General features: G+C 65.0%; 27 protein-coding genes. 9 read left to right on the plus strand and 18 right to left on the minus strand.

From position 1 onward, the window contains the following. Positions 1-123, plus strand: a complete 123-nt coding sequence (locus ABEJ63_RS02905) for a hypothetical protein (RefSeq protein ID WP_375794847.1) — start codon at positions 1-3, stop codon at positions 121-123. Here the strand turns inward: ABEJ63_RS02905 and ABEJ63_RS02910 are convergent. The 3 genes from ABEJ63_RS02910 to ABEJ63_RS02920 are packed head-to-tail and all read right to left on the minus strand — an operon-like array spanning position 120 to position 2,677. Further along, positions 120-638 carry a magnesium transporter gene (locus ABEJ63_RS02910; protein WP_375794919.1) on the minus strand — a complete coding sequence of 173 codons (519 nt, stop codon included), beginning with the start codon at positions 636-638 and terminating at the stop codon, positions 120-122. The two genes, ABEJ63_RS02905 and ABEJ63_RS02910, sit on opposite strands and share 4 nt — an antisense overlap. Before the next feature lie 32 nt (positions 639-670). Further along, the gene (locus ABEJ63_RS02915) at positions 671-1,252 is read right to left on the minus strand and encodes a magnesium transporter (protein ID WP_375794848.1); all 582 of its coding nucleotides are present in this window, start codon (positions 1,250-1,252) and stop codon (positions 671-673) included. 42 nt (positions 1,253-1,294) lie between these two features. Continuing rightward, entirely contained in the window at positions 1,295-2,677 is a 1,383-nt protein-coding gene (locus ABEJ63_RS02920) for a signal recognition particle protein Srp54 (protein ID WP_375794849.1), read from the minus strand. Positions 2,678-2,792: 115 nt separating this feature from the next. On the opposite strand from ABEJ63_RS02920, the gene ABEJ63_RS02925 reads away from it, so the two are divergent. Both ABEJ63_RS02925 and ABEJ63_RS02930 read left to right on the plus strand, forming a co-directional pair. Continuing rightward, complete coding sequence (locus tag ABEJ63_RS02925; protein ID WP_375794850.1) at positions 2,793-3,377, plus strand: LysE family translocator; 585 nt, start codon at positions 2,793-2,795, stop codon at positions 3,375-3,377. A gap of 38 nt (positions 3,378-3,415) precedes the next feature. After that, positions 3,416-5,419: a S9 family peptidase gene (locus tag ABEJ63_RS02930; protein WP_375794851.1), complete on the plus strand. Its 2,004-nt coding sequence runs from the start codon at positions 3,416-3,418 to the stop codon at positions 5,417-5,419. Here the strand turns inward: ABEJ63_RS02930 and ABEJ63_RS02935 are convergent, their stop codons facing one another. The 10 genes from ABEJ63_RS02935 to thpR form a co-directional block, all read right to left on the minus strand. Beyond that, a complete protein-coding gene (locus ABEJ63_RS02935) occupies positions 5,420-5,911 on the minus strand; it encodes a hypothetical protein (RefSeq protein ID WP_375794852.1) in 492 nt (163 codons plus the stop codon). Between the two features lie 84 nt (positions 5,912-5,995). Further along, positions 5,996-7,024, minus strand: coding sequence for a signal recognition particle-docking protein FtsY (gene ftsY, locus ABEJ63_RS02940; protein ID WP_375794853.1), 1,029 nt, complete (start codon positions 7,022-7,024; stop codon positions 5,996-5,998). A gap of 3 nt (positions 7,025-7,027) precedes the next feature. Continuing rightward, on the minus strand, positions 7,028-7,501 hold the full coding sequence (gene pfdA, locus ABEJ63_RS02945; protein ID WP_375794854.1) for a prefoldin subunit alpha: 474 nt from the start codon (positions 7,499-7,501) through the stop codon (positions 7,028-7,030). After that, a complete protein-coding gene (gene rpl18a / locus ABEJ63_RS02950) occupies positions 7,498-7,671 on the minus strand; it encodes a 50S ribosomal protein L18Ae (RefSeq protein WP_375794855.1) in 174 nt (57 codons plus the stop codon). Before rpl18a ends, pfdA begins: the two co-directional genes overlap by 4 nt. A gap of 50 nt (positions 7,672-7,721) precedes the next feature. Next, positions 7,722-8,951, minus strand: a complete 1,230-nt coding sequence (locus ABEJ63_RS02955; RefSeq protein WP_375794856.1) for a sensor histidine kinase — start codon at positions 8,949-8,951, stop codon at positions 7,722-7,724. A 46-nt stretch (positions 8,952-8,997) separates the two neighbouring features. After that, positions 8,998-9,663, minus strand: coding sequence for a translation initiation factor IF-6 (locus ABEJ63_RS02960; RefSeq protein ID WP_375794857.1), 666 nt, complete (start codon positions 9,661-9,663; stop codon positions 8,998-9,000). A 1-nt stretch (position 9,664) separates the two neighbouring features. Then, on the minus strand, positions 9,665-9,940 hold the full coding sequence (locus ABEJ63_RS02965) for a 50S ribosomal protein L31e (protein WP_375794858.1): 276 nt from the start codon (positions 9,938-9,940) through the stop codon (positions 9,665-9,667). Next, the gene (locus ABEJ63_RS02970; RefSeq protein ID WP_375794859.1) at positions 9,937-10,089 is read right to left on the minus strand and encodes a 50S ribosomal protein L39e; all 153 of its coding nucleotides are present in this window, start codon (positions 10,087-10,089) and stop codon (positions 9,937-9,939) included. Before ABEJ63_RS02970 ends, ABEJ63_RS02965 begins: the two co-directional genes overlap by 4 nt. Positions 10,090-10,151: 62 nt before the next feature. Continuing rightward, entirely contained in the window at positions 10,152-10,937 is a 786-nt protein-coding gene (locus ABEJ63_RS02975; protein WP_375794860.1) for a ZIP family metal transporter, read from the minus strand. Between the two features lie 66 nt (positions 10,938-11,003). After that, positions 11,004-11,546, minus strand: a complete 543-nt coding sequence (thpR, locus tag ABEJ63_RS02980; RefSeq protein ID WP_375794861.1) for an RNA 2',3'-cyclic phosphodiesterase — start codon at positions 11,544-11,546, stop codon at positions 11,004-11,006. A 61-nt stretch (positions 11,547-11,607) separates the two neighbouring features. Here thpR and ABEJ63_RS02985 point away from each other — a divergent pair, with 61 nt between their 5' ends. Together ABEJ63_RS02985 and ABEJ63_RS02990 are read left to right on the plus strand one after the other, a co-directional pair. Further along, on the plus strand, positions 11,608-12,339 hold the full coding sequence (locus ABEJ63_RS02985; RefSeq protein WP_375794862.1) for a tetratricopeptide repeat protein: 732 nt from the start codon (positions 11,608-11,610) through the stop codon (positions 12,337-12,339). Further along, positions 12,339-12,629: a DUF424 domain-containing protein gene (locus ABEJ63_RS02990; RefSeq protein WP_375794863.1), complete on the plus strand. Its 291-nt coding sequence runs from the start codon at positions 12,339-12,341 to the stop codon at positions 12,627-12,629. The genes ABEJ63_RS02985 and ABEJ63_RS02990 overlap by 1 nt, the downstream gene beginning before the upstream one ends. Positions 12,630-13,021: 392 nt before the next feature. On the opposite strand, the gene ABEJ63_RS02995 is transcribed toward ABEJ63_RS02990, so the two are convergent. Together ABEJ63_RS02995 and mutL are read right to left on the minus strand one after the other, a co-directional pair. Beyond that, complete coding sequence (locus ABEJ63_RS02995; RefSeq protein ID WP_375794864.1) at positions 13,022-14,254, minus strand: PGF-CTERM sorting domain-containing protein; 1,233 nt, start codon at positions 14,252-14,254, stop codon at positions 13,022-13,024. Positions 14,255-14,348: 94 nt separating this feature from the next. Continuing rightward, complete coding sequence (gene mutL / locus ABEJ63_RS03000) at positions 14,349-16,307, minus strand: DNA mismatch repair endonuclease MutL (RefSeq protein WP_375794865.1); 1,959 nt, start codon at positions 16,305-16,307, stop codon at positions 14,349-14,351. An 87-nt stretch (positions 16,308-16,394) separates the two neighbouring features. Here mutL and ABEJ63_RS03005 point away from each other — a divergent pair, with 87 nt between their 5' ends. After that, positions 16,395-17,435 (plus strand): NAD(P)-dependent alcohol dehydrogenase, encoded by a 1,041-nt coding sequence (locus ABEJ63_RS03005; RefSeq protein WP_375794866.1) that lies wholly within the window; start codon positions 16,395-16,397, stop codon positions 17,433-17,435. Here ABEJ63_RS03005 and ABEJ63_RS03010 read toward each other — a convergent pair. Next, positions 17,432-17,719 carry a hypothetical protein gene (locus tag ABEJ63_RS03010; RefSeq protein ID WP_375794867.1) on the minus strand — a complete coding sequence of 96 codons (288 nt, stop codon included), beginning with the start codon at positions 17,717-17,719 and terminating at the stop codon, positions 17,432-17,434. The two genes, ABEJ63_RS03005 and ABEJ63_RS03010, sit on opposite strands and share 4 nt — an antisense overlap. A gap of 79 nt (positions 17,720-17,798) precedes the next feature. Here ABEJ63_RS03010 and ABEJ63_RS03015 point away from each other — a divergent pair, with 79 nt between their 5' ends. The 3 genes from ABEJ63_RS03015 (at position 17,799) to ABEJ63_RS03025 (ending at position 21,118) form a co-directional block, all read left to right on the plus strand. Further along, complete coding sequence (locus tag ABEJ63_RS03015; protein WP_375794868.1) at positions 17,799-19,121, plus strand: hypothetical protein; 1,323 nt, start codon at positions 17,799-17,801, stop codon at positions 19,119-19,121. Between the two features lie 56 nt (positions 19,122-19,177). Further along, positions 19,178-19,621 carry a peroxiredoxin gene (locus tag ABEJ63_RS03020; RefSeq protein WP_375794869.1) on the plus strand — a complete coding sequence of 148 codons (444 nt, stop codon included), beginning with the start codon at positions 19,178-19,180 and terminating at the stop codon, positions 19,619-19,621. Positions 19,622-19,831: 210 nt separating this feature from the next. After that, positions 19,832-21,118, plus strand: coding sequence for an MFS transporter (locus tag ABEJ63_RS03025; protein WP_375794920.1), 1,287 nt, complete (start codon positions 19,832-19,834; stop codon positions 21,116-21,118). Positions 21,119-21,594: 476 nt separating this feature from the next. Here ABEJ63_RS03025 and ABEJ63_RS03030 read toward each other — a convergent pair whose 3' ends face one another. Then, positions 21,595-22,008, minus strand: a complete 414-nt coding sequence (locus ABEJ63_RS03030) for a thioredoxin family protein (RefSeq protein ID WP_375794870.1) — start codon at positions 22,006-22,008, stop codon at positions 21,595-21,597. A 68-nt stretch (positions 22,009-22,076) separates the two neighbouring features. Beyond that, positions 22,077-23,009 (minus strand): DMT family transporter, encoded by a 933-nt coding sequence (locus tag ABEJ63_RS03035; protein WP_375794871.1) that lies wholly within the window; start codon positions 23,007-23,009, stop codon positions 22,077-22,079. Positions 23,010-23,125: the final 116 nt, after the last annotated feature.

The following is a 23,125-nucleotide window of genomic DNA, read 5'->3' on the forward strand; positions in this document are numbered from 1 at the left end:
ATGGACCCGCTGTTCACCGCGTTCGGTGTAGGGCTGTTCCTGCTCATCTTTGGGGCCATTGAGTTTCACGACGCGGTGCTCGACCGCTTCTACCCGACTGACGAGGAACTGGACGTCGACTAAACGAGCAGCCGGACGACGCCGAACAGCACGAGTACGCCCAGCACGTCACACACGTTTGTGACGACCGGCAGCACCACATCATCGGGATCGGCGCCGACCCGGAACGCGACGTAGGTGGCAGCAACGCTGACAACGACCGCGAGCGTTGCCAGTGCCGCCCCGCTCAGCGTCGCTACCAGTACCACTGTCATTAGCGTGAGCCGGGTCCCCGCTAGTAACGCCTGCACGGCCCACGCGCCCGCGCCGACTAGCGGGAACAGCGTCGCAGCCAGCGCCGCCGTCGCGATGGCGTTGCCAAGAATCGTCTCGTCGTCGGGTTCGAACGCGAGCAGGCCGAGGTGGGTCGCCGTCGACAGCCGCGAGGCCATGATAGCTCCGAGGTTCCCCGCCAGCCCGATGGTGACGGGTACGAGCACGAGTAGGGAGGGAAACCGCAGTAGCGTCGCCTGCAACGTGTCGAGCACCAACCCTGAGCCGAGTTCAACGAGCGTCAGCGCGACCAGCACCGGGAGCATGTCGGCAAGGATGCCCCGGACGCTCCACCGCGTCACACCCCACCCCCGAGCGCGAGGACGATCCGTGCGGCGGCCAGCAGCGTCGCCACCCCGACCACGTCGCCGGTCGTCGTCACGACGGGGCCTGCGAGCGTGTCAGGGTTCAGTCCCCGCCGGTAGCCGACGAAGACGACGCCGACGACCGCGAGCGTCAACAGGAGCCCCGAGACGACGCCCGCAATGAGCGCGATACCAAGCAGCGTGGCGAGACTGGCGTGTGGACGGCCCAAGCTGACGAGCAGGCCGAATCCCGCTAGCGCGGCGAAGCCGCTCACCAGCACCCCGTTGGCCATCGCCGCCGTCACCGCCGCTCGGAGCCGCGGGTCACCCGCTGAGACCCGCGGTTCAATGAGCCCTTGGTGGAGCGCGCTCGCCAGCCGTGCACCGAGCGAACCGTAGACATTCCCACGGGTGGCTAACAGCGCGGGTACCAACAGTAGGAGTCCGGGCACGCGGGCGAGTTCCGCCTCCATCCCACCAAGCACCACGCCCGCGAACAGCCCGCCGATTGCGCTGGCGGTGACGGCCGGCAGCGCCTCCCGATAGGCCTCGGCCGCCGTGGCACGGACGCTCATTGCCCGGCTGTTACCCGGCGGGAGGAAAAACGCGGGGGGTGTTCAGCCGAACGGCCCCAGCCCGCCCATACCGCCGCCGTCGCCGCCCTGCATCTGCTTCATCATCCGCTGCATGTCGCCGTCGCCCATCCCTTGGAACTGCTTCATCATCCGGGCCATTGTTTTGTGCTGCTCGAGCAGTTCGCGCACTTTCTCCTCGCTCTTGCCAGAGCCGCGAGCGATACGCTCGATGCGAGATTTCGATACGGACCGCGGGTTCGCCATCTCGTCGTCGGTCATCGAGTCCATGATGACCTCGAAATCGCGCAGTCGCTCCTCGGTGACATCCATCGCGTCGTCCGGGAGTTGGTCCATGACGCCGCCGCCAAGCCCTGGAATCATGTCCATCACCTGGCCAAGCGGTCCCATATTGTTCATCGCCTCCATCTGCTTGCGCATGTCGTGGAGCGTGAACTCGCCCTCAAGCATCTGCTCGGGGTCCCAGTCCTCTTCGTCGGTGCCCGTCTCCTCCATCGCGCGCTCGACCCGCTCGGTGAGCTGCTTGAGATCGCCCATCCCCAGCAGCCGGGAGATGAACCCGTCCGGCTCGAACCGCTCGACGTCCTGCACCTCCTCGCCGGTGCCGAGGAAGGCGATGGACGAGTCGGTGCGGTCGACGGCCGCGAGCGCCCCGCCGCCCTTCGCGGTGCCGTCCAGCTTGGTGATGACGACGCCGTCGATGCCGACCGCCGACTCGAAGCGGTCGGCCTGCTCCTTGGCGCCCTGTCCGATGGCGGCGTCGAGCACGAGCAGGTTCCGGTCCGGCTCGACGACCGACTCGATCTGCTCCAGCTCGGAGATGAGCTCGTCTTCCAGCGCGTGGCGGCCGGCGGTGTCGACGATGAGCACGTCGACGTGGGACAGCTCCTCCTTCCCTCTCCGGGCGATGTCGACGGGGTCGTCGTTGTCCGGGTCGCCGTAGAAGTCCACCTCAGCCCGCGCCGCCATCTGCTCGGCCTGGTCGTAGGCGCCCGGCCGGAACGTGTCCGTCTGGATGATGCCCGGCTTCAGCCCCTTTTTCGAGAACCACCACGCCATCTTCGCTGCGGAGGTGGTCTTGCCCGACCCTTGGAGCCCCGCGAGCATGATGGTCTGCTCCTCCAGCGGAAGCTCTGTCGACTCCCCCACCAGATCGACCAGCTCCTCGTAGACGATACGCAGGACGTGGTCGCGGGCGGAGGTGCCGGCAGGTGGCTCTTCCTCGAGTGCCCGCTCGCGGATGTCCTCCGACAGCGACATCACGAGGTCGACCTCGACATCCGCCTGCAGCAGCGACCGCTGTATCTCCTTGACTATCTCCTCGACGTCCTCCTCGTCGAGGCGGGATTTCCCGCGGAGCTTGTCGAGACTGCCGCGGAGCGAACTCCCCAGGTCGTCGAGTACCATTTGTCGGAGGTAGGCCGCCGACGCGGTAAACGCTTTTCCGTTGTTCGGCCGCTCGCGGCGGCGACGCCGGTCCACGCGGCGTGACGGCTTTCTGTTCGCGGGTCGAGCGCCCGGCGTGGCCGGATTCATCACCTACCTCGTGGCCGCCGTCGCGCTGATACTCGCGCCCGGCCCGGACACAGCGTTCGTCCTCGCGCAGGCCGTCGGCGTCGGGCGGGCCGCCGGTCTCCGGGCTGCTCTCGGCGTTGCGGCGGGCGTCTGCGTTCATACGCTTGCGGCCGTCATCGGCCTCGCCGCCTTGTTCCAGGCGATGCCGGCCGCGGCTGACGTTATAACGCTCGCGGGCGCGGGCTACCTCGCGTACCTCGGTGTTGGTATGCTGCGCGGCACCGACCACGAGGTGGGGAGTGTCGATTCCGATGCGAACGAAGGCTTCCGGCGCGGCCTGCTCACGAATGTTCTCAACCCGAAGGTGGCGTTGTTTTTCCTCGCGTTCCTGCCGCAGTTTGGCGCGGGGCTGGAACTGCTACCACTTGGCGGGCTGTACGCAGCACTGACGGCTTGCTACCTCAGCATCCTCGCGCTTGCGGCCGGCCGCGCCCGCCAGTTACTCGCGACCGACCGCGCTCGCCGGCTGCTCGACTGGCTTGCGGGCGGGGCCACGCTGGGGCTGGCTGCGCTCGCCGTCCGCGGGCTCTGAGTCGTCGGCTTCATACTGCCGCCCGGCGTCAGAGCGGTATGGGCAAGCCGGTCGAAGCAGCCGACTACCACGACCTTGTGCGCGCCACCGCGGCCCGCGCGAGTCCGGACGGCGAAACGGTCGCCGTCCTCCGCGAGACGCCAGACACCGATGAAGAGTACGAGGCGACGGTGTACACCGTCCCCGCTGACGGGGGCAAGGAGCCTCGCCGGTTCACCGCTGAGGAAGGCGTGGATGCCGAGCCGCGGTGGTCTCCGTCTGGCGATCGGCTGGCATTCGTCTCCGACCGCGGCACAGAGGGAACGCCACAGCTCCGGGTTGTTCCGGCCACCGGCGGGGAATCCCGCCGCGTGACAGACGTTGTCGGCGGTGTCTCCGACATCGCGTGGTCGCCTGACGGCACGCGTATCGCGTTCACGCAGACAACCCGTCCGGAGGAGCGGGAGGCGGACCACGACCTCTCAGTTGACGATGATTACGAGCGCGAGGAGCCAGACCCGCGGGTGCACGACCGTACCGTTTACCGCGCGTTCGAGTCGTACTTCGACGGCGGCCGCTCGCACGTTTACGTCGTCGATCTCACGACTGAGACGGTGACCCGGCTGACGGACGGCGACCGCGATTATCAGTTCCCCGCGTGGGCCGACGACGACCACCTTTTCTACGCTGTGAAGGCGGACGTCCCGGACCCGGACGACACTATCGAGTTCGATATCAAGCGGGTTGTCGCGACGGGCGAGGGGGGCGATCCCGAGCACGTCGCCACGACGACCGACTACGCGCCGCGACTGGCGGTCGCCGAGGACGGCCGGCTCGCCTACCCGCGGACGCCACCTCGCCGAGCGGCGATGCGCCAGACCGACCTCTGCGTGTTCGACCCCACAGACGGCTCGGAGACAGTCGTCACTGCCGACCTTGATCGCTCGGTCGGCCGCTCGCGGTCGATGGCGTGGGACGACGGCGATCTCTATTTCCTCACGCCCGACAGCGGCCACGTGACGGTGCGGCGCGCACGGGTCGACGATGGTGCCATCGATACGGTGGTAGGAGACGGCCATGCGACGGCGGTCCACGCCGCTGGCGGCATCGTTGCGGTCGCACGATCGACGGCCAGCCATCCGGACGACGCGTTTGCCCACGCTGGCGAGTTGACCCGACTCACCGCATTCAACGCTGACTATCTCGCCGAGCACGATATCGGCGTCCCAGAGCGTATCAGCTTCGAGAGCGACGGCTACGACCTCGACGGGTGGGTGCTGACGCCGCCCGACGCCAATCCCGATGAGGAGTACCCTCTCGTCGTCGAAGTCCACGGCGGCCCACACGCCTCTTGGACGGCTGCTGGGTCAACCTGGCACGAGTTCCAGACGCTGGCGGCCCGCGGTTACGTCGTCTTCTGGTCGAATCCACGCGGCTCGCTCGGCTATGGCGACGAGTTTACGCAGGCCATCGCCGAGAACTGGGGCGAGGTAACGATGCGCGACGTGCTCGCAGGCGCGAATGTCGTTTCTGATCGCCCAGAAGTGGACGAGGGCCAGCAGTTCCTCACCGGCGGCTCTTTCGGCGGCTACATGACTGCGTGGATGGTCGGGCACACAAACCGCTTCGCGGGAGCCGTCGCCCAGCGCGGTGTCTACGACCTCGCCTCCTTCTACGGCTCAACGGACGGCGCCTACCGGCTTGTTGAGGACGACTTCGACGCACTCCCGTGGGAGGAGCCGGGCTATTTGGCGGCTCATTCCCCGGCCACTTACGCCGACGATGTCGAGACACCAACGCTCGTCGTCCACGCCGAGAACGACTACCGCGTGCCGGTCTGCAACGGCGAACTGTTCTACCGGTACCTCCGCAAGCAGGGTGTCGACACGCGGATGGTCCGCTACCCGCGAGAGGGCCACGAACTCTCGCGGTCGGGCGAGCCGGCCCACGTTGTCGACCGCATCGAGCGCATCGTCCGCTGGTTCGATGGCTATTCCGAACACCACGACGCCAATCCCGCTCTCGATCGCGGGCGCACGGACGGTCTCTCGGCAGAGGAGTAGTCACGGACCGGCGGCCGCCAGTGCTCCCAATGCAACCGTCGCGGCCGTCGCGAGCGTCACGATGAGCACGAGCAGTGTCTGGACATCCGTCTCATCGAGCAGCCGCTCGAGCAGTCGTACGTTCGTCCGGTGTATCGCCCACAGCAGAGACAGCGATAACCGATGAGTCGCGACCAGCGTCTCGCCGAGGCCGTCTACTCGCCGGGGCCGCGGCGGCGCCCACGTCACGTCGCGTGCCCGCTCGCCGGTCGCCGGCGCGGAGTCGCGCTGGGTGTCTGATGTCCGCTCTGGCTCGATAACCGCTTGGTCCGTGCCTCTGACTTGGGCCGTCCCTGTTTCCGCGTCGAACAGCGACCGGGCACAAAAGACACACAGCGTCTGCTCGTCGTGGTCGGTCTCGAGGGTCAGCATCTCCTCTGGCGGGACGGACTGGGCACATAGCGTACACGTCTCAACCGTCCGTTCCGCCGTCGCCGTCCGGCTCGTACTCATCGCAAACGGCTATGGTCGCCGGACGGCTAACCCCCCACCCGAACATCGGCGGCGGTTAAAGTACCCCCGTAGCTCGTCGGCCGGTTAGGTAGTGAGTCGGTCGACGATTGTCTCTGGGTCGAACTGTTCGATATCGTCGTACCCTTGGCCGGTTCCGAGGAACAGTATCGGCTTGCCAGTGACGTGTGCGATTGAGATAGCGGCGCCGCCCTGCGAGTCGGCATCCGCCTTCGTGAGGACGACACCGTCTATCTCGGCGGCGTCATTGAACTGCTGTGCGCGCTGGGTAGCGTCCTGGCCGGCGACGGCCTCGTCGACGAACAACGTCAGGTCTGGGCCGACGACTCGGTCTATCTTTTCCAGCTGGCTCATCAGGTCGTTCGAGGTGTGGAGCCGGCCGGCTGTATCCCCGAGCACGATGTCGACCTCGTTCGCCTCCGCGTACTCAACGGCGTCATAGATGACTGCCGCGGGGTCGCCCCCCTGCTCGTGGCTAATAAGCTTCAGCCCGAGGTTGTCGGCATGCTCTTGCAGCTGCTCGTTTGCGCCCGCACGGTAGGTGTCGCCATTCGCCAGCACCACGTCGTAGCCTCGCTCCTCAAGATACCGCCCTAATTTCGCGATGGTCGTCGTCTTGCCGACGCCGTTGACGCCAGTGAAAATGACGGTCACGGGTTTCTCGCGGGCGGCGATTTCCTCGTCGAAGTCGATACCGCCCACGTCGATGACATCGAGCAGCGCTGCACCGATCGCCTCTTGGACGACCACCTCGCCGCTCTTTACCTGTGCGCGAGCCTGACCAACCAGCTCCTCGCGCAGCCGGTCGATGATTTCGCTGGCGACGCTCAGCTCGACATCTCCCTCAAGAAGAGCGAACTCAAGCTGCTCAAGGGGCTCCTCAAGCTCTTCCTCGGTTATCTTCGATTTGCCAGAGGCGAACAGCTTTGCCCGCTCGGTGAGGCTGTCGTCGGACTCTGGGTCCTCAGCCGACTCGTCGGTCGCCTCGGGGTCGGGCTCGGTCGGCTGTTCGTCATCCGTCTCGGAGTCGGCGTCCGTCGTTGTTTCGACGTCCTCCTCGAACCGGCCGAGCTTCTCCTTCAGCGAGTCGAACATTCCCTACTCCTCGTCGCCGCCGTCGCCGGGGCCGCCCATCTGTTGTTGCATCTGCTGCATCTGTTGCTGTTGCATCTGCTGGGCCTGCTGTTCAAGCCGCTCGGTCTCCGTCTCCACTTGGCTTATCTCCTCGCGCAGGTCTTCGATGCGCTCGTCGATAGTGTCCTTCTTGTGCTCGAGCGTTTCGACGGCCTCATCGCTCTCGTGTTCGGCCGCGTAGCCGCCGCCCAGCGAGACGATGACCTCGTCGATATCCTCGACGGTAGCGCGCACGTACGCATCTCCACCCAACGGTACCTGCACCGTCGAGCCCGAGTCGAGCACGTCCAGGGCCTCGATTGCTTCATCAATCTCGCTCTGTTCGGCACGCAGCTCTTCGACTTCACCCTCGAGTGCCTCCTTCTCCTGCTCAAGCGCTTGGAGCTGCTGTTGGAGTTCCTGCATCTGGCCGCCACCGCCGCCACCGCCAAGGCTCATGCGTCCACCCCGTCGAGCTCGATTTCCGTGCGCTTCAGTCCGTGCTGGGAGCCGATGTTCGCGTATGTTCGCTCCCGGGCGACCGACTCATTTGGTGCGTCGACAGACACCTCGAACTGCTGCCAGCCGTCGCGGGCTTGGAACCGACCGCTCACTCTGAACTCGCTCATACCTGAAACGGGCCGCGCGAGCGGGAAGTACCTTCCGACCTGCCCCCGGCTCAGTCGGTTATGTCAACGCCGGTGACCTCGAAACGCGCCCCGCCAGCCTCGCTCTCGGTGACGGATACCGACCAGCCGTGGCCACCGGCAATGTCACGCACGATGCGCAGTCCGAACCCCGTCCCCGAGTCGCTCGTCGTGTACCCCCGCTCAAACACCCGCTCGCGTTCCGATTCGGGAATCCCCGGTCCGTCGTCCGCAACATAGAATCCGTCCGCGAGTGTACCAACAGTGACTGTAACGGTCGGCGTGCCGTCTGTTGCGGCGCGTTCACTGCGATCAATGGCCCTGTGCGAACTGTCCGTGGAGCCGTGTTCCACGCTATTGTGGAACAGGTTCTCGAACAACTCTGTGAGCCGGCTCCGGTCTGCCTCGACCCGCTCGTCGCCCAGCTGGACGGACAGCGCTGCATCTGCAGCCTCGACTCGTCCCCACGCCTCGGCGACAACGGCCGCAAGCGGCACGGACTCAGTCGACTCAACCGTTTGTCCATCCCGAGCCAGCGTCAGCAGGTCATCAATAAGTTCGAACGCACGGTCCATCGCTGCCTCTGCCTCGTTGAGCTGCTCCACGACGGCCGCTCGCTCGGCGGCCTCCCGAGCTAGGTCGACCCGCCCGACTGCGACGTTCAGCGGGTTGCGCAGGTCGTGGCTGACGACGCCCGCGAATTCATTGAGCCGGTCGTTTTCGCGGCGGAGTTGATTAGTTCGCTGCTGGAGCAACCGCTCCCGCTCCACACGACGAAGTGCCGCCGCCAGTGCGTCGACGAGTATCTCCACGAGCAGCCGGTCTGACTCATCGAACGCGTCGGTTGTTGTCGACGAGGCGATGAACAGCCCTCGATCTCCCACCGGGCGAAGGATGCAGCTCGCGGCCGGTGTTACCTCTGCGGCCGCGGCGTCGTACGCCCGCATATCGTCAATGTAGACTGGCTCGCCAGCCTGGAAGACGCCCCAGACTAGCTGTGCGACCCGATTGTCGTCCGTCCGCTCGTATACGGGAGCACCGCCGAGTTCGTCGCGGACAGTGTCGACGGACGCGAGCGTACCGAGCCTTCGATGCTCGGGGTCGTGATCGTGGAACCCGACAAGAGGTGCACCGAGCACTTCGTGGGCTGCCTCCACAGCGACACGGGCCGTCCCTGCACGGCTCTCAGCGGTCAGCAACTCGCGGGTGTACTCTTGGAGGCCGATGAGCTTCCGCTCGTGCTCAGTCGCCTCCTCGCGCATCTTGGCTGGTGGACACGACGGAGCCTAATAGTCGTTCGCGCGGTTCTCAATCGATGAAACCAAGCGCCGATTCGATGCGGCCGAGTTCCGGGCCCGTCGTCTCCTCGCCGCACACGTAGCCGCTGGCGTTAGCGACGAGTCCGCTGCCGACGAGCGCGCCGCCGTAATTGATCGTGCCGATATCGGCAGGTACTCCCAGCAGCGCCTCTAGCGCATCGAGCGTCTCGTCTGTCGTCTTTGGGTGGCACAGTACGCCTGCGTCTGTCGCGGCCGCAGCGGTGCCGACGGTGCGGACGCCTGCGACATCTCCACGCTCAACGGGCACCTCAAGCGCGTCGCTGACCGCCTGCACCGCTTTCCGCGAGAGGTCTGGGTGGACGTAGGCGCCAGCGTCGTTACAGAGAACGACGTTGCCAGCGGCGTTCAGCTTTCCTGGAAGCTCGCGCACAGAGAGTCCCGTTGTCTCGCGTATCTGTTCGCGCTCGCGGGCAGAGATACGCGAGGAAACCAGGAGACCATTCTCGTTCCCGACAGCAAGCGCGCCGACCGTTCCGGCGCCGCCCACCGTTGTCGGGCACGCCTCGATCTCGAGTTCGTCGGCAAACGCCTCCTGGAGCTCCGGGTCCATATCGGGGCGGACGAGCAGGGCGTCGTCAGTGGCGCGGGCGAAGACGCCGATGTACGACGATCCCGAGAGAGCCGCCCGGAGCACGTCAGGCCGTCTCCGCCTCGACGACGGCCTCGCCCTCCTCGTCGAAGCGGGCCGCGCGGACCCGCAGTTTCGAGGGAGGCTTCGAGCGACCCCGCTCCCACACCGCCTCGTTGATTGAGGTATCGAGCCGGACGGCTGACGGCGCGACGCTGAACTGCTTGGCGAGGTGTTCGCGCACGAGCGTCATCGCCTTGTCCGCGCGTCGCTGTTTTGCCTCCGCCTTAGCCGCTCGCAGCGGTACCGTCACGACGCGCTCCTCGAAGTCGCTTGCGCTCATTCGTCCGTATCGCTACGCCGCCAGTTGCGCCGCTTCGGGTTCTGCATCACGTCCCGGTCGGTCTTCATGATGACCCACGCCGGCACCCGGCTGTTCTGTCGCTCCAGCTTCGCCAGCCGCTTCTTTTTCGCCTTCGACTTCTTGCCCATGGTGGCCGGGCGTTCGACGCCCGGGCATTTATCGCTGTCCTTTCGATTCCCCCGTCCCACGGCTACACGGCGACGAGCAGCATTCCCATCCCCAAGCCGCCGGTAGCGATGCCCGCGGCCAGTTCGGGGAGTCCGTCGCCTGACAACTCTCGTCCAGCCGCAAGCGCCTCAGGAATGAACTCCGCGACGACAAGGTATGCCATCGCCCCTGCGGCCAGCCCGAAGCCGAACGGCAACAGCGGCTCGGCTAACCGGACGAACCCGAAGGCGAGAACAGCCCCCAGCGGCTGTGGCAGACTTGAGAAGACGGACCAGCCGACCATCCGCGGCGGCGATGCGCCTGCGTCCCGCAGCGGGATAGAGATGGCTACTCCTTCGGGGACATTGTGTACGGAGATGGCGACGGTCATCGCGACGGCCAGCGACGGGACGGATGTGACTCCGCCAGCGGTCAGGCCAGCGAATGCGACGCCGATGGCGACTCCCTCAGGCAGCGAATGGGCAGTGAGCACCCCAACAACGAGGACGAAGCGGCGGAATTCTCTTTTTTCATGCTTGCGAGGGTTGATTTCTGACTCGTCAACGATGGCGTGGCCGACGACCACGAACAGTGCGCCCACAATCAACCCACCGGCGACGACGACGGGTCGGCCCGCTGCCAGCCCCTCTGGAAGTAGGCCGAACGCGCTGGCCGTGAGCATGATACCAGAGGCGACGCCCCACAGCGCGACGTTCGCCCGGGCACTCACTGTCTCCACGATAAAAAACGGAAGCGCACCTAAACCCGTCGCAAGTGCCGTCACCAGCCCTGCGGCGAACACCAGCGCGTACGCTGTCGCGCCCGCCATGGCGGTGCTTGCCACCGCCCATCCCTGAACCTGTCGGCTTCTCGATATTTTTAGGCGGCCCGAAAGTCAGAGCCGGATCCGTTTAATCGTCTCGTAGTGAGATCCCTCGTCGGTGAGCATCGACTTGGTGAGCCGTATCTCCTTCACCGGGAGTCGGCCGAGCATTGGGTCCCGCTCGCGGACCACTGATTGGACGTGCTCCTTGCTCCGAGCATCGCGCATCCGAGCGAGCGTGACGTGAGGGGTAAACTCGTGATCCTCGGAGTCGAAGCCCAGGTTCGTCGTCTCTTGCTCGATCGCCTCGTGGAGGCGGGTCAACGGCTCGGAACCTGCCCTAACTCCTGCCCAGACGACCGAAATATATTCGAGGGAAGGGAAAACGCCGTAGCCACCGAACGTTGCCTCGAATGGGGCAACGTCAGCGTCGTCGACAGCCCGCTCCAACGCCGCGACAACCGGGTCGGGGTCAATCACGTCGCCGAGGAATTTCAGCGTCACGTGGGCGTCCGCGGGATCGACTGGATCCAGCCCCGGACGGTCCAGCGGCGCCTGCACCCGTCGCACCTCCTCAGCCAAGCCGTCGAGGTCGACAGAGACGAACGCACGCATACCGGCCGGTAGCGGCCTTCGGGACGTAGCCCTTTTGCGTCTGCTTCCCGGAAGACGGACAATGACCGACGATACGCCCGACGATCACGACTTCTCAGAGGGACAAGGACATGGGGATCCCTACGAAGGGTTCGACCTCGACCCGCCCGAACTAACCGTCGACCCTGACCAAGTCGACCCTGTCGACTCCCGCGTGGTCGCGGACACGCTCGACCGTCGCCAGTCCGTCGCCAAGGACGTGGACGCCGGCGAACTCATTGATGTTGGCCTCTCCTACATGGGTATCCAGCGGTTCGAGCAGGCTGTCGACACATTCGAACGGGCCGCGCAGTTCACTGACGACGACGCCGTCGAGCAGGAGGCGTGGGTGAACAAGGGTGCCGCCCACGCGGAACTCGAGGAGTGGGAGGCAGCTATCGACGCTCACCGCGAGGCACTGTACGTCGACAGTCAGGGGGAGCACGCCGCTAGTGCCGAGACGAATCTCGCGTACGCGCTCTGGGAGGCTGGCCGCACGGAGCAGGCGCTCGAGCACGCCGAACGGGCCGTCGAACTCGACGCGCGACTTCCGCAGGCGTGGTACAATCGCGGCTTCTTCCTGCTTGAGCGGGGGCTTGCTGAGGAGGCTGTCAACGCCCTCGAGAACGCCCAGCGGCTCGGAATGCGCAGCCCGGAATTGCTGGAGGAGTTGGCTCGCGCATACGAGGAGACCGGTAACGAGGAACGTGCCGAGGAACTCGCGGACGAGGCCGAGGAGGTGCGCCAGCAGCGGGAAGCGGAGATGGTTGACTGATGCTGCTCGTCGAGCGTGATACACCCGAGGGGTTGCTCGTCTCCGTCTGCGACGACGACCTGCTTGGCGAGACGTTCGACAACGGCGAGGTATCCATCACTGCTGACCCTGCCTTCTACGACGGCGACCCTGTCGATGCTGCCGCCGTAACCGACGCGCTTGCCCGGTGTGACGTGGCTAATCTCCTCGGCCCCGAGTCTGTTCGAGTGGCTGTCGAAGCCGGCTTTGTCCGGGAGACGAACGTGCTTGACGTCGACGGCACCCGCCACGCCCAGTATCTCCGGCTTTGACACCGTCCTCCGCCTGAAGACCGGGACCCAACCGATGCCCGTTTTAGACTCGTAACCCTCTTGATTCAGCGAGAAAATCCCGGCGATTAGGCCGGGCGTGAATCGCATAAGCCCGGTGCCGCAGTCCACGAAACCCTCCGGCCCGGATATTCCACGTTCGCTCCGGTCGGCAGACAATTGTGTAACCAGCCTATCACAGGCTAACTGTGGCGAACCGGGTCACGCGTCCCTACGTTGCGTCCATTCGCAACGACCAATCTACAGGCTGAGTAGCCCCGCAACGCTAGGTACGCTGCAAATCATAATATCCCAACGCTCGGGAACCTCCGACGTTCAAACCGGGGAGGATGTCATACGTGCTCCGGACGACAGAGCTCCCTGCCGCGGAGTAGTTAGCGCCGTCGCCCCACGAGTAGCCCCACCCCCAGCAGCGCAAGTACAGCGACAACTGGAGTGAATCCAGGCTGGCCGACGACCGGCAGCTCCCCCTCAGGTGTTGGCGTCGAGACGGGCGTCGCGGTAGGCGTCGACTCTGGTGTCGCAGTCGCCGTCGCCACGCCGACGATGGTGAGTTCGTTCGAGGTGATACCGTTCGTGCTAGCGGCGATGGTCACTTCGCCAGCGGTCTCTATCGGCACTGCGGCGGTACCGTCCGCGCCGGTGGTCGCGACCGTCTCACCGTCAACGGTCACCGTTGCCCCCTCAACACGCTCGTTGTAGGCATTACGTACAGTCACCTGCACTGTCTCACCGACGACGACCCGGTCGTTGGCTGCCGTGAGGTTCAGGTCTGGCTCGCGGTTGATGGCGAGCGTCCGCTCGTTACCCTCCGCGCCGACGAAAATACTCGTCTCGTTGGTTGTGTATCCGTCCTTACTGGCGACGACGGTGTAGCGGGTATTCACCGGTAGAGTAAACGTCACAGTGCCGGCGGTGAGCCGCTGGCTCCCAATCCCGTTCACTTCAACCCGAGCGTCCGATAGCTCCCGTGGCGGGGAAAAGTGGTCATCGACGACGCGGAACTGTACGTTAGTCGTCCCGCGGCGCATCGACCGGTTCAACCGCGTTGACTCTCCGACCGTCTCGCGGGTGATATTTCGGTAGTAACCCTCCTTGAATAGTCGGAGCACGTACTCGCCCTGCTCGATGGCGGGCGTTGTGTACTCGCCGTTCTCGTCTGTCCGCCCTTCGGCGACAACCCCCGCGTCGGTCTGGAGTCGCACGCGGACGTCCTCAACGGGCCCGTCGGTGTCGTTCACCGCAACGGTGAGTTGACCCTTTGGGGCTACCTCGATGGTCACCTCGCGGGCGCTTGCGTTCTCAACGATGAGCGGCTGGTTCCGGATGTACTCGTCGCTCTCTGCGGATAGCGACACGTTGGCACCCTCGGGAACGTCGATGAACGCCTTCCCGTTGCTGGCTGTCGTCACCGTTGTGCTCCCGTCGTCCCAAGACGCATCGATGGTCGCGCCACCGACAGGGTCTCCTGACGGCGTGACAACGGTGACGGTTAGCGTCACCGGTGCTGCGCCGTCGTCCGCTCTGTCGGCGTCTGCTGCGACCGCCGGAGCGACGAATGCAGACAGGACGAGCACCGCCGTGACCGCTACCAGTGTGGCTCGCATGCTGGCAGATTACGGCGGGGCCGGGGCTTGAATCTGCTGCTCGTTCAATACCGTTTGATCCCCAATAGGCGGTCGGTACTCTCCTATCGGAGAGTCAACCACCGTGGCCCGGGTAGTCGCGCTCGAATCGCTCTGTGATTTCGTCGCGGCTCACTTCGACTACCACTGGACGGCCGTGTGGGCAGGCGTAGGGGTTCTCGCAGTCGTCCAGCGCCGTCAGTAGTGCTGTTGTGTCCCCCTCGGTGAGCGACACGTTCCCCGTGACCGCTGGGTAGCAGGCGAGATCGCCCAGTAGGTCGTCGACGGCTGCCTCGACGGTTCGCTCTGGGTCGCCTTCAGCGAAGTCGTCCAGCAGGTCACGCACCAGCGATGGCCCGCTCGCGCCCGTATCCCACTCGACAGCGTCCGCAAGTAGCGCTGGCACCGTCTCTACCCGCAGCGTCCGGGCGTCTTCGAGCCGTATTGTGAAGCCGAGTTGGGCGAGTGTCTCACGGGCCGGCTCCGCGAGCGCGGCCTCCCGGGGTGTCAGCGACACGACAACCGGCTCCGCGAGCGCCTGCGTCTGCACATCGTCGGCGAATTGCTCGCGCAGCCGTTCGTAGTTGACCCGCTCGTCGGCGGCATGCTGATCGACTAACACCAGCCCGTCGTCCGTTTCAGCGACGAGATATGTGTCGTGAAGTTGGCCGAGCACTCGCATCGCGGGCAGCCGGTCGAACTCGCAGTCCGGGTCGGTTCCGTCAAGGGTGGTCTGAGTCGCCGCATGGAATCGCCGGTCGTCGGCCGAAGACGGTTCCGCAGATTCGTCGGCTCCTCGGGACGATTTAGCTTCGCCGCCCCCCATCGCGTCGGTGGCCACAGCCCGGTCCGTCCCGGCTTCGTCGCCCGTCGACGCTCGCGTCTCTCCGCTCCCGCCTGACTGTCCCGTGCCTCTCGACACGGAATCGCTCGCCCCCCTCTCCCCATTTAGCTCGTCGTCTGTCGACTCCCCCTGCCGTATCTCCGTCTGGTCGACCTTCGAGCGGCCTCGCGGGGCGCTTGACCGGATGAGTCCTGCGTCGAGCAGTGCTGATTCGACGGCATCGCGCACCTGCTGGCGCATCCCTGACTCGTCGGCGAAGCGTACCTCCAGCTTCCGCGGGTGGACGTTCACATCGACACTTGCAGGGTCGATATCAAGATTGACGACGGCGAACGGATAACGGTCGCTCGCCAACTGGCGGCCATATGCGTCGACTACGGCCTCGCGGACCGCGCTCGCGGTCACCCATCGTCCGTTCACAAACACGTGGATGTACTCGCGGCTCGCGCGGTTCGTCTCCGGATGACTGACCAGTCCGGTCACGCCGTTGAGCGGGCCGGTTTCATCTGTGCCCTCAACGGGAACCATCCCGGCGGCCACCTCGCGGCCATAGACAGCCATTATTGCAGCCCGGCGGTCGCCTCTGCCCTCGGTGGCGAACGTCTCACGGCCGTTATGGGCCAGCGACACTGCGACGTCCGGGTTCGCGAGCGCGTAGCCAGAGACAACGCGGTTGACACGGCCGAACTCTGTCGCCTCGGTCTTCAGGTATTTTCGGCGAGCAGGGACGTTGTAGAAAAGGTCTTCGACGACGACGCTCGTCCCGACCGGACAGCCAACCGGCTCGCGACTGATCACCTCGCCACCCTCGACCCGGAGTTCGGCGCCGCGGTCGGCGTTCCGTTCTCGCGACCGGATGGTGAGCCGTGATACCGCGCCGATGGCGTGGAGCGCCTCCCCGCGGAAGCCGAGCGTCCCGACCCCCGCCTCAAGATCGGTCACGTCACGTATCTTCGACGTGGCGTGTTCCGCCACCGCCAGTTCGAGGTCCTCGCCGCTCATACCGTGACCGTCATCGCGCACCTCAATCCGCTCGGTGCCGCCGGTCTTGACGCGCACCTCGACCCGGTTGGCGCTAGCGTCAACGCTGTTCTCGACGAGCTCCTTCACGACGGAGGCAGGCCGCTCGACTACCTCGCCGGCGGCGATACGGTCCACCGTTGCGTCGTCGAGCCGACGGATGTCGCTCATACCCAAGGGCTGTCGCCGATGGTCATGAATCCCGCGCCCGCCTGTCCCGCCCGAACGCTTTCGACCCACGCCCCCGTGAGACCGGGTATGCGCGCCGCACGACTCCACGAGTACACCGACCAGATGGACGAGGCGCTGACAGTCGAGGAGGTTGACGCGCCGACAGCGACGGCCGCGGACGATGTCGTCGTCGAGATTGAGGGAGCCGGCTGGTGTCAGACCGACAACCACGTCGTCGAGGGGATGTGGGCGGAGTATGTCCCTCAAGAGCTGCCGCTTACGCTCGGCCATGAAAACGCTGGTATCGTCGCCGAGACAGGCGAGAATGTGACGACAGTCGAGGAGGGCCAGCCGGTACTGTGCCATCCAGTGATGACCTGCGGAACGTGTCGCCCCTGTCGGCAGGGCGAGGACATGTACTGTGAGAACGTCGCATTCCCCGGGCTGACACACGACGGCGGCTTCGCCGAGTACCTGCGGACGAACGAACGGGCAGTCGTCCCTCTGCCCGATGGCGTCGACCCAGCCGACATCGCGCCCCATGCCGATGCTGGCATCACTGCCTATCACGCCGTGAAGAAGGCTGTCGCCGAATTGAACCCTGGCGACGCCGCCGTCGTGGTGGGCGTTGGCGGGCTCGGGCACATCGGTGTCCAGTGTCTCGACGCGATGAGTGCTGCGGATATCCTCGCCCTCGATCCGAAACAGAGCGCCCGGGAGTTAGCGACGGAATTGGGTGCCGACCGCGCACTCGACCCCACGAGCGACGACGTTACGGCGGCCATCGAGAATCGCACCGATGGGACCGGCGCCCAGCAGATACTCGATTTTGTTGGTAGCGATGAGACGACGGCGCTCGGGCCAGAGCTCGCCGCGGCCGGTGGCGATCACCATGTCGTCGGCTATGGTGGCCACGTCCACGAGCCGTCACAGACGCTTGTTGACGGTGAACTCGCCTACCGGGGAACGCTCGTTGGCCAATACACCGAACTTCAGGAACTGGTCGCGCTGGTTGAGCGAGGCGACGTAGAGCTCCGGACGACCCGCTACGACCTTGCGGAGATAAATACGGTCGCAGAGCAGCTCGAACACGGTGAGATAGACGGCCGCGCGGTCATCACGCCCTAATCCTCAGCGGCTATAAGATGCTCGCGGGCCTCTGCCCGCGTCATCCCGCGAACGCCGCACGCACAGGAGAATAGTTCCGGCTCGCCCGCCTCAACTTGCTCGCGGTCACGCTCTACCAGTCGCCCGTCAACGAGACTGAACCGGAGCCGGACGCTCAGTTGGACCACCGCCTCGATGCTGTGGTCGGCCGTAGGATCTGGTTCTTCGATAGCCGTCTCATGTTCGGCCGCCATGGACTCTTTCCACGCCCGGAGCGTCGCCTCTGGATCTCGCTCGTCGTCCATGTCGGTCGGTCGGCCGCCGCCCCCAAATCCACATCGGATGTGAGAACCTCTAACACGCTTCGGTTTCGATAATTAACCGATGCCAGTTGTCGACCAGGCAACGTTCGCGGCGGCGGTGCTCGAGCTCGACCCAGCCGAGCGAACGGCCTTTGTCGCGGCGTTGTGGCGAGCCCGCGGGCTTGACATCGACCGGGTCGGTCCTGGCCTGCTACGGCTGACAGACGGTCGCACGCTCGCGGTTCAGCCAGCTGCAGACGCCGACGCGACGGCCGATGCAGATGTCATCGTGGCGCTTGATGACGGCGATATCGACGCCACCCGCCTCCATGAACTCGCGCTATACGGCGTTGATCGCAAGGCGCTCGCGCGGCTCACGGATCAATTCTTTGACCGCTCGCTCGATTCCCTCGCTGCCGAATCGGGTGTACCCGGACAGGTCGCCCCCGAGGCGAGCGGATCGGCACCCGACTCAGTCCCTATTGCCTCTACGCCTGAGGTTGACGACGCCCGTTCGCGACGCATCGTCGCGGGCGTGATTACTGTAGGCGTCGCCGTGTTCGTGATTGCGACCGTCGGCACAGCTATCCCGTTTGGGAGTGGCAGCTCTGGGACTGCGCCAGTAACGGAGACGGTCACCCCGGTTTCCGTCGACTCAGAGCCAGCTACCTCTGCGAGCGGGGTAACTGCCTCGTGGCTCCCGCCCGGCGTGACCACCGGCGAGATAGACGAGCGGCAACTGGCAGCTGTCCACGCCGACCTCGTTGAGAACCACTCGTATCACGTAAGTCTCGTCTACCGCGAGTTCATTGACGGCGAGCCGGCCGGGCTACGTCGTGAGCGAATTCACGTTGCAGGAGACCGCTACGTCGCGACAGTTCATGAGGTCGGCACGTTTCGGACGCGGCCCGTTTCCTTCGTCGACCGCGACACGTACGCCAACGCAACCCACCGTCTCGAACGACACGACGACGGGATTACCGTGTCCCCCCGGCCCGCCGGGCGGCTGTTCGTCGACGACCAGGCACGGCTCATCAGATACTACCTGTCCGTACGGACTTCGCGAGTGGTCGAGACGACGACCGTCGCCGGCCGGCCCGGTGTCTGGCTGGCAACCAACGGCGACCCCTGGCCGGGGGTCACGAACGCCGTTGGAAGCGCGTTAGTCGACCGCCGGGGACTGGTCCACGAATTGGTGCGCCGCTACGACGACCCAGAGCGCGAGGGGGTGTCGGTTGTTGTCGCGCTGCGAGTGCGCGCCGTCGGCGAGACGAGCGTTGAGCGGCCCGACTGGGTCGGCAACGCGACGACAAACCAGACGGTCGCTGGCGGCGGTGACGGTGGGGGAGCGAATGGAGGCAACCAGCCTGTCGACGCGCAGCCTCACCCGGCCCGCGTGGGGTGAGCGGCCGGGCTCGCCGCGGTCGCAACAGGTATGCGGGAGGGCCTGCCACGTCGGGTATGCTCGAACCTGGTGATTCCTCTCCGACGATTACGGCACCCAACCAACACGGCGAGACAGTCACGCTCTCCTTCGATGAGCCGACGGTCGTCTACTTTTATCCGAAAGACTTCACCGGCGGCTGTACAATCGAGGCAAACGAGTTCCAAGACGCCCTGCCGGAGTACCGTGACGCCGGCGTCACGGTGTATGGCGTCTCGATGGACGACGCCGAACGGCACGCCGACTTCGCCGAAGAGGAAGGTCTCGAGTTTGAGCTGCTTGCGGATCCTGAGGGGGATCTTGCCACGGCGTTCGGCGTCCCGACTGACGAGGGATACACTGAGCGGTTGACCTTCCTGCTTGCGGACGGCGAGGTAGTCGCGACGTACGATCCCGCTCATGCGGAGCCGCGCGGCCACGCCCGCGAGGTGCTCGCGGACGCGAAGGAACTCGCAGCCTGAGACTCGTCTCTCCGCGCCTAATACACCCTTTATCGGTAGAAGGTCTTTCGCTATCCCCTCTGGTAACCCACTAGTTCATACACGTATCAGGATAGCGTTTATTGTATAGTTTCAATACATCCAAAGCGTGAAAGACGACACGAACACTCGAATCGAGCCGAATAAAACGAGCGTTTGTTTTTCGGGTGGTGTTCCGTGACTCTCGTCAGAATGACGAAATGGCGGACGCTCGCGCTGGCAACTATCGGCTTCAATTTCTCGTTTCTCATCTGGTTCTCGTTCGCGCCGTTCACCGGGCCGATGGCAGAGGAGTTCGGGCTCTCGCTGGCCGAAATTGGGGTGCTCGCGAGTGCAGCAATCTGGCTTGCGCCATTCGGCCGAATCCTGACCGGCTGGCTTTCCGACAAGTTCGGCGCGCCGACAGTGTTCGCCATTGTGCTTGGTTACGTCGGCGTCTTTTCGATGGCGTCGGCGTTCGCGGAGTCGTACGCCGTTTTTTTCGTCGAGCGGCTAATTGTCGCTACCGCCGGCATCACGTTCGTCATCGGTATCCAGCACGTCTCGGAGTGGTTCGATGAGACGCAACTCGGCACCGCCGAGGGTATCTACGCCGGAATCGGCAACGCCGGGGCAGCAGGCGGCGCGCTCATTCTCCCCCGTGTCTTCCCTACCGGCTGGGAAGGGCCGTTGTTTGCGACCAACTGGCGGGCTGCGTTCTTCTACACCGGCCTCGTCGCTGTCGGTCTCGGGGTGGCCTACTACCTGCTCGGCGAGGCGGCCAAGTCCGACAAGAAGCGTGCGGCTACGAAAGACACCGCATCGTTCAAAGGCTGGTTCTACACTGCGACCCGGTACGGGACAGTCGTACTCGCGCTCGCGTATCTGATGACGTTCGGGCTGGAGCTGTCGATGAACGGCTGGCTCGCCACCTACTACCGGGAGGCGTTCGACACGCGGAATCTCACGCTTGCGGCGACGTTCGCGGCTACCTTCTCGATCGCGGCCGGCCTCCTTCGACCGGTCGGCGGCTACGTCAGCGACTGGGTAGCGCGCACAGAGACGAGCCTTCTCCCCGTCTTCGGCGATCACTACCGTGAGCAGTGGACGTTCCTCGCGCTGTGTTTCGTCGTCCTGACGATGTTCGGAATGACTCTTGCAGGGTTGACCGGCGAGGTGCTACTTGCGGTCGGTGCGGGCTTTCTCGTCGGGATGGGCTGTGCCTTTGCCGAGGGAGCTATCTTCGCGCAGGTGCCTGCGATGTTTCCCGACAGTTCGGGCGCGGTTGCGGGCGTCGTCGGCGGTATCGGCACTGTCGGTGGGATTGTCTACCCGCTAGTGTACGCCGCGCCATTCCTCGCAAACCTTCATATCGGCTACGCTGTCGTTGGCGTCTCGATGCTTCCCATTCTCCTGCTGACAGCGTGGGTATTCCGGCCGCAGGTCGCATCGGTGGCCGATGAGGCTGGTCTCGTGAATACCACGCTAAGCGACGACTGACGGCGAGCCGCAATCCTGCTCCCGACCGGCTCCGGGAGGCCTTTATCACGCCGGCGGCTACGGGAGTCCATGAGCGGCGCAGACCGGTTCATGTTCTACGGGCTCATAGTCGTGTTCCTGCTTATCATCGTAGGACTCGTCGTTGGTCTGCTTGCCGGGTGAACTACCCTACTCTATTCACTTGCCGCTGACGCGGCTCGTTTCGTGAGGGTCGGGCTTTCAGCTTCTACGACGCGCTGTGTAGGACCCGTAGTGGTTCCCGGAAAGAGCGCAGTCTCCACAGACGTTGATTCGGAGCGTCCCGCTCCTCCTCGCTTGATACCGAGAGAAAGACGGTAGACGTGGGCCTGTGCGGCCGCAACAGAACAGTGTACAAACAGCTGATGACGGCGCTGTATCCCCACTCTACTGCGCTCAATGTCCGCTGACGCGGGCTGCGGTGCTAGTTAAGATGGGGGCTTAGCGCCTAAATTCAGTCAATAGCGGTCGAGAAGCCGGTCAAGCGTCGTCCGCTGTTGGACACCGGTGAGTCGCTCGACCGGCTCGCCATCTGCGAAGATGATGAGCGCGGGTATCCCCCGTACGTCGTATGCGCTCGCGAGCGGTTGGTTTCGGTCAACATCCACTGTCGCGACAGCGACGTCCCGCTCGGCCGCGAGCGCTTCAAGTATCGGTTCCTGCATCTCACAGGGGCCACACCAGTCGGCGTGGAAGTCTACCACGACGAGCCGGTGTTTGTCAACGAACGCCGACAGCTCTGTCTTACTGTCGACCACCACCAAATCGTCGGGCGTTGCCTGGTTTGCCTCTTTGCCGGCCCGCTCGCGCAGCTTTTCGAGCTTCTGTTCGCGTATCGTCTCGATGTCCATGTCCGTCTCCTGCTCGCTCATGCTCCGAAGTACGCGACTGCACTATCTGAACACAGGGCGGATTGGCCTACTGCGTGCACGAGCGGTCGTCACTCCTCAGGAACTGGTCGGGAGAGGATACTGCGGAGGCGCGCCACCTCCTCGGCGACGACCTGCCGCTCCAGCAGGGCGACGCCCGCGAGGACGATTAGGAAGCCGGCGACGGTAGCGAGGGTGACTGGCTCGGCGAGCAGCAACCACCCGGTGAGCGCCGCGACCACTGGGACGAGATAGGCGACGAGGTTCGTTCGGACGGGGCCGATGCGCTTGATGAGTCCGAAATAAATGGGGTAGGCCGCGGCCGTCGACGGTACCGCCAGTGAGCCGACAGCGACGAGTGCCGGCGTTGACGACGGAACGACGATGCCTTCCCCAACGACGAGGCTCGCGGCGTGCAGCAAGGCTGCGCCACCTGCCATCGCCCACGCGGTTGTCGGCACGCTCGCCAGCGGCGCGTCGATTCGGCGAAGCAGCACGCTTCCAGCGGCCACGCTGGCGGCTGCCCCGAGCACCAGCAGTTGCCCTATAACAGAACCAGAGGTCAGCGTCGCTGGCGACGGCTGGACGATAACGACGACGCCGACGAGCCCTAACAGGACGCCGAGGTAGCCGCGGACGGCGAGCCGCTGACCAAGCAGCGCGGCTGCGAATACCGGTGCGAGAATCGGATTCAGCCCGTACATGACAGAGGCGGCCGCAGGCGTGGTGGTCTGCTGGCCCAGAAACAGCAGGCCATTATTAAGCGCGACGAGCGCGACGGCTCCTACCACAATGGCGAGCCAGTCGGTGCGGGTCTGGGGGCGCCACGTGTCGTGACGCAAAGCGGCGTAGCCGACGAGCAGGATTGCCGCAAGGTCGAATCGGTAGGCTGCGAATAACAGCGGCGGTAGCGTCGCCAGCCCCGTTTTAATTGCAACGAACGAGATACCGAACAAGACTGAGAGCAGGACGAACAGGCTGGCGTCGCGATAGCGGCTTATCACGATGATTCACGCGCGGAGAAGTGCACGAACACATCGAGGGTAAGCGCCCGGCGAGTAAATGCGCGGCGTTCTTGCCCCCACGCCTTTTGTCTCCAGCAGTCGACGAACGCTGTATG

It is taken from the genome of Halosegnis sp., from assembly GCF_042216475.1.
In the GTDB taxonomy this organism is placed as follows: domain Archaea; phylum Halobacteriota; class Halobacteria; order Halobacteriales; family Haloarculaceae; genus Halosegnis.

Coding starts and splice junctions, on each gene's coding strand:
- ABEJ63_RS02970 (WP_375794859.1), bottom strand. CDS start 10,089: ATGGGCAAGAAGTCGAAGGCGAAAAAGAAGCGGCTGGCGAAGCTGGAG.
- thpR (WP_375794861.1), bottom strand. CDS start 11,546: ATGCGTGCGTTCGTCTCTGTCGACCTCGACGGCTTGGCTGAGGAGGTG.
- ABEJ63_RS02990 (WP_375794863.1), top strand. CDS start 12,339: ATGCTGCTCGTCGAGCGTGATACACCCGAGGGGTTGCTCGTCTCCGTC.
- ABEJ63_RS02915 (WP_375794848.1), bottom strand. CDS start 1,252: ATGAGCGTCCGTGCCACGGCGGCCGAGGCCTATCGGGAGGCGCTGCCG.
- ABEJ63_RS02930 (WP_375794851.1), top strand. CDS start 3,416: ATGGGCAAGCCGGTCGAAGCAGCCGACTACCACGACCTTGTGCGCGCC.
- mutL (WP_375794865.1), bottom strand. CDS start 16,307: ATGAGCGACATCCGTCGGCTCGACGACGCAACGGTGGACCGTATCGCC.
- ftsY (WP_375794853.1), bottom strand. CDS start 7,024: ATGTTCGACTCGCTGAAGGAGAAGCTCGGCCGGTTCGAGGAGGACGTC.
- ABEJ63_RS02935 (WP_375794852.1), bottom strand. CDS start 5,911: ATGAGTACGAGCCGGACGGCGACGGCGGAACGGACGGTTGAGACGTGT.
- ABEJ63_RS02955 (WP_375794856.1), bottom strand. CDS start 8,951: ATGCGCGAGGAGGCGACTGAGCACGAGCGGAAGCTCATCGGCCTCCAA.
- ABEJ63_RS03010 (WP_375794867.1), bottom strand. CDS start 17,719: ATGGACGACGAGCGAGATCCAGAGGCGACGCTCCGGGCGTGGAAAGAG.
- ABEJ63_RS03020 (WP_375794869.1), top strand. CDS start 19,178: ATGCTCGAACCTGGTGATTCCTCTCCGACGATTACGGCACCCAACCAA.
- rpl18a (WP_375794855.1), bottom strand. CDS start 7,671: ATGAGCGAGTTCAGAGTGAGCGGTCGGTTCCAAGCCCGCGACGGCTGG.
- ABEJ63_RS02910 (WP_375794919.1), bottom strand. CDS start 638: ATGCTCCCGGTGCTGGTCGCGCTGACGCTCGTTGAACTCGGCTCAGGG.
- ABEJ63_RS02975 (WP_375794860.1), bottom strand. CDS start 10,937: ATGGCGGGCGCGACAGCGTACGCGCTGGTGTTCGCCGCAGGGCTGGTG.
- ABEJ63_RS02995 (WP_375794864.1), bottom strand. CDS start 14,254: ATGCGAGCCACACTGGTAGCGGTCACGGCGGTGCTCGTCCTGTCTGCA.
- ABEJ63_RS03005 (WP_375794866.1), top strand. CDS start 16,395: ATGCGCGCCGCACGACTCCACGAGTACACCGACCAGATGGACGAGGCG.
- pfdA (WP_375794854.1), bottom strand. CDS start 7,501: ATGAGCCTTGGCGGTGGCGGCGGTGGCGGCCAGATGCAGGAACTCCAA.
- ABEJ63_RS02905 (WP_375794847.1), top strand. CDS start 1: ATGGACCCGCTGTTCACCGCGTTCGGTGTAGGGCTGTTCCTGCTCATC.
- ABEJ63_RS03025 (WP_375794920.1), top strand. CDS start 19,832: ATGACGAAATGGCGGACGCTCGCGCTGGCAACTATCGGCTTCAATTTC.
- ABEJ63_RS02985 (WP_375794862.1), top strand. CDS start 11,608: ATGACCGACGATACGCCCGACGATCACGACTTCTCAGAGGGACAAGGA.
- ABEJ63_RS02920 (WP_375794849.1), bottom strand. CDS start 2,677: ATGGTACTCGACGACCTGGGGAGTTCGCTCCGCGGCAGTCTCGACAAG.
- ABEJ63_RS03030 (WP_375794870.1), bottom strand. CDS start 22,008: ATGAGCGAGCAGGAGACGGACATGGACATCGAGACGATACGCGAACAG.
- ABEJ63_RS02965 (WP_375794858.1), bottom strand. CDS start 9,940: ATGAGCGCAAGCGACTTCGAGGAGCGCGTCGTGACGGTACCGCTGCGA.
- ABEJ63_RS03015 (WP_375794868.1), top strand. CDS start 17,799: ATGCCAGTTGTCGACCAGGCAACGTTCGCGGCGGCGGTGCTCGAGCTC.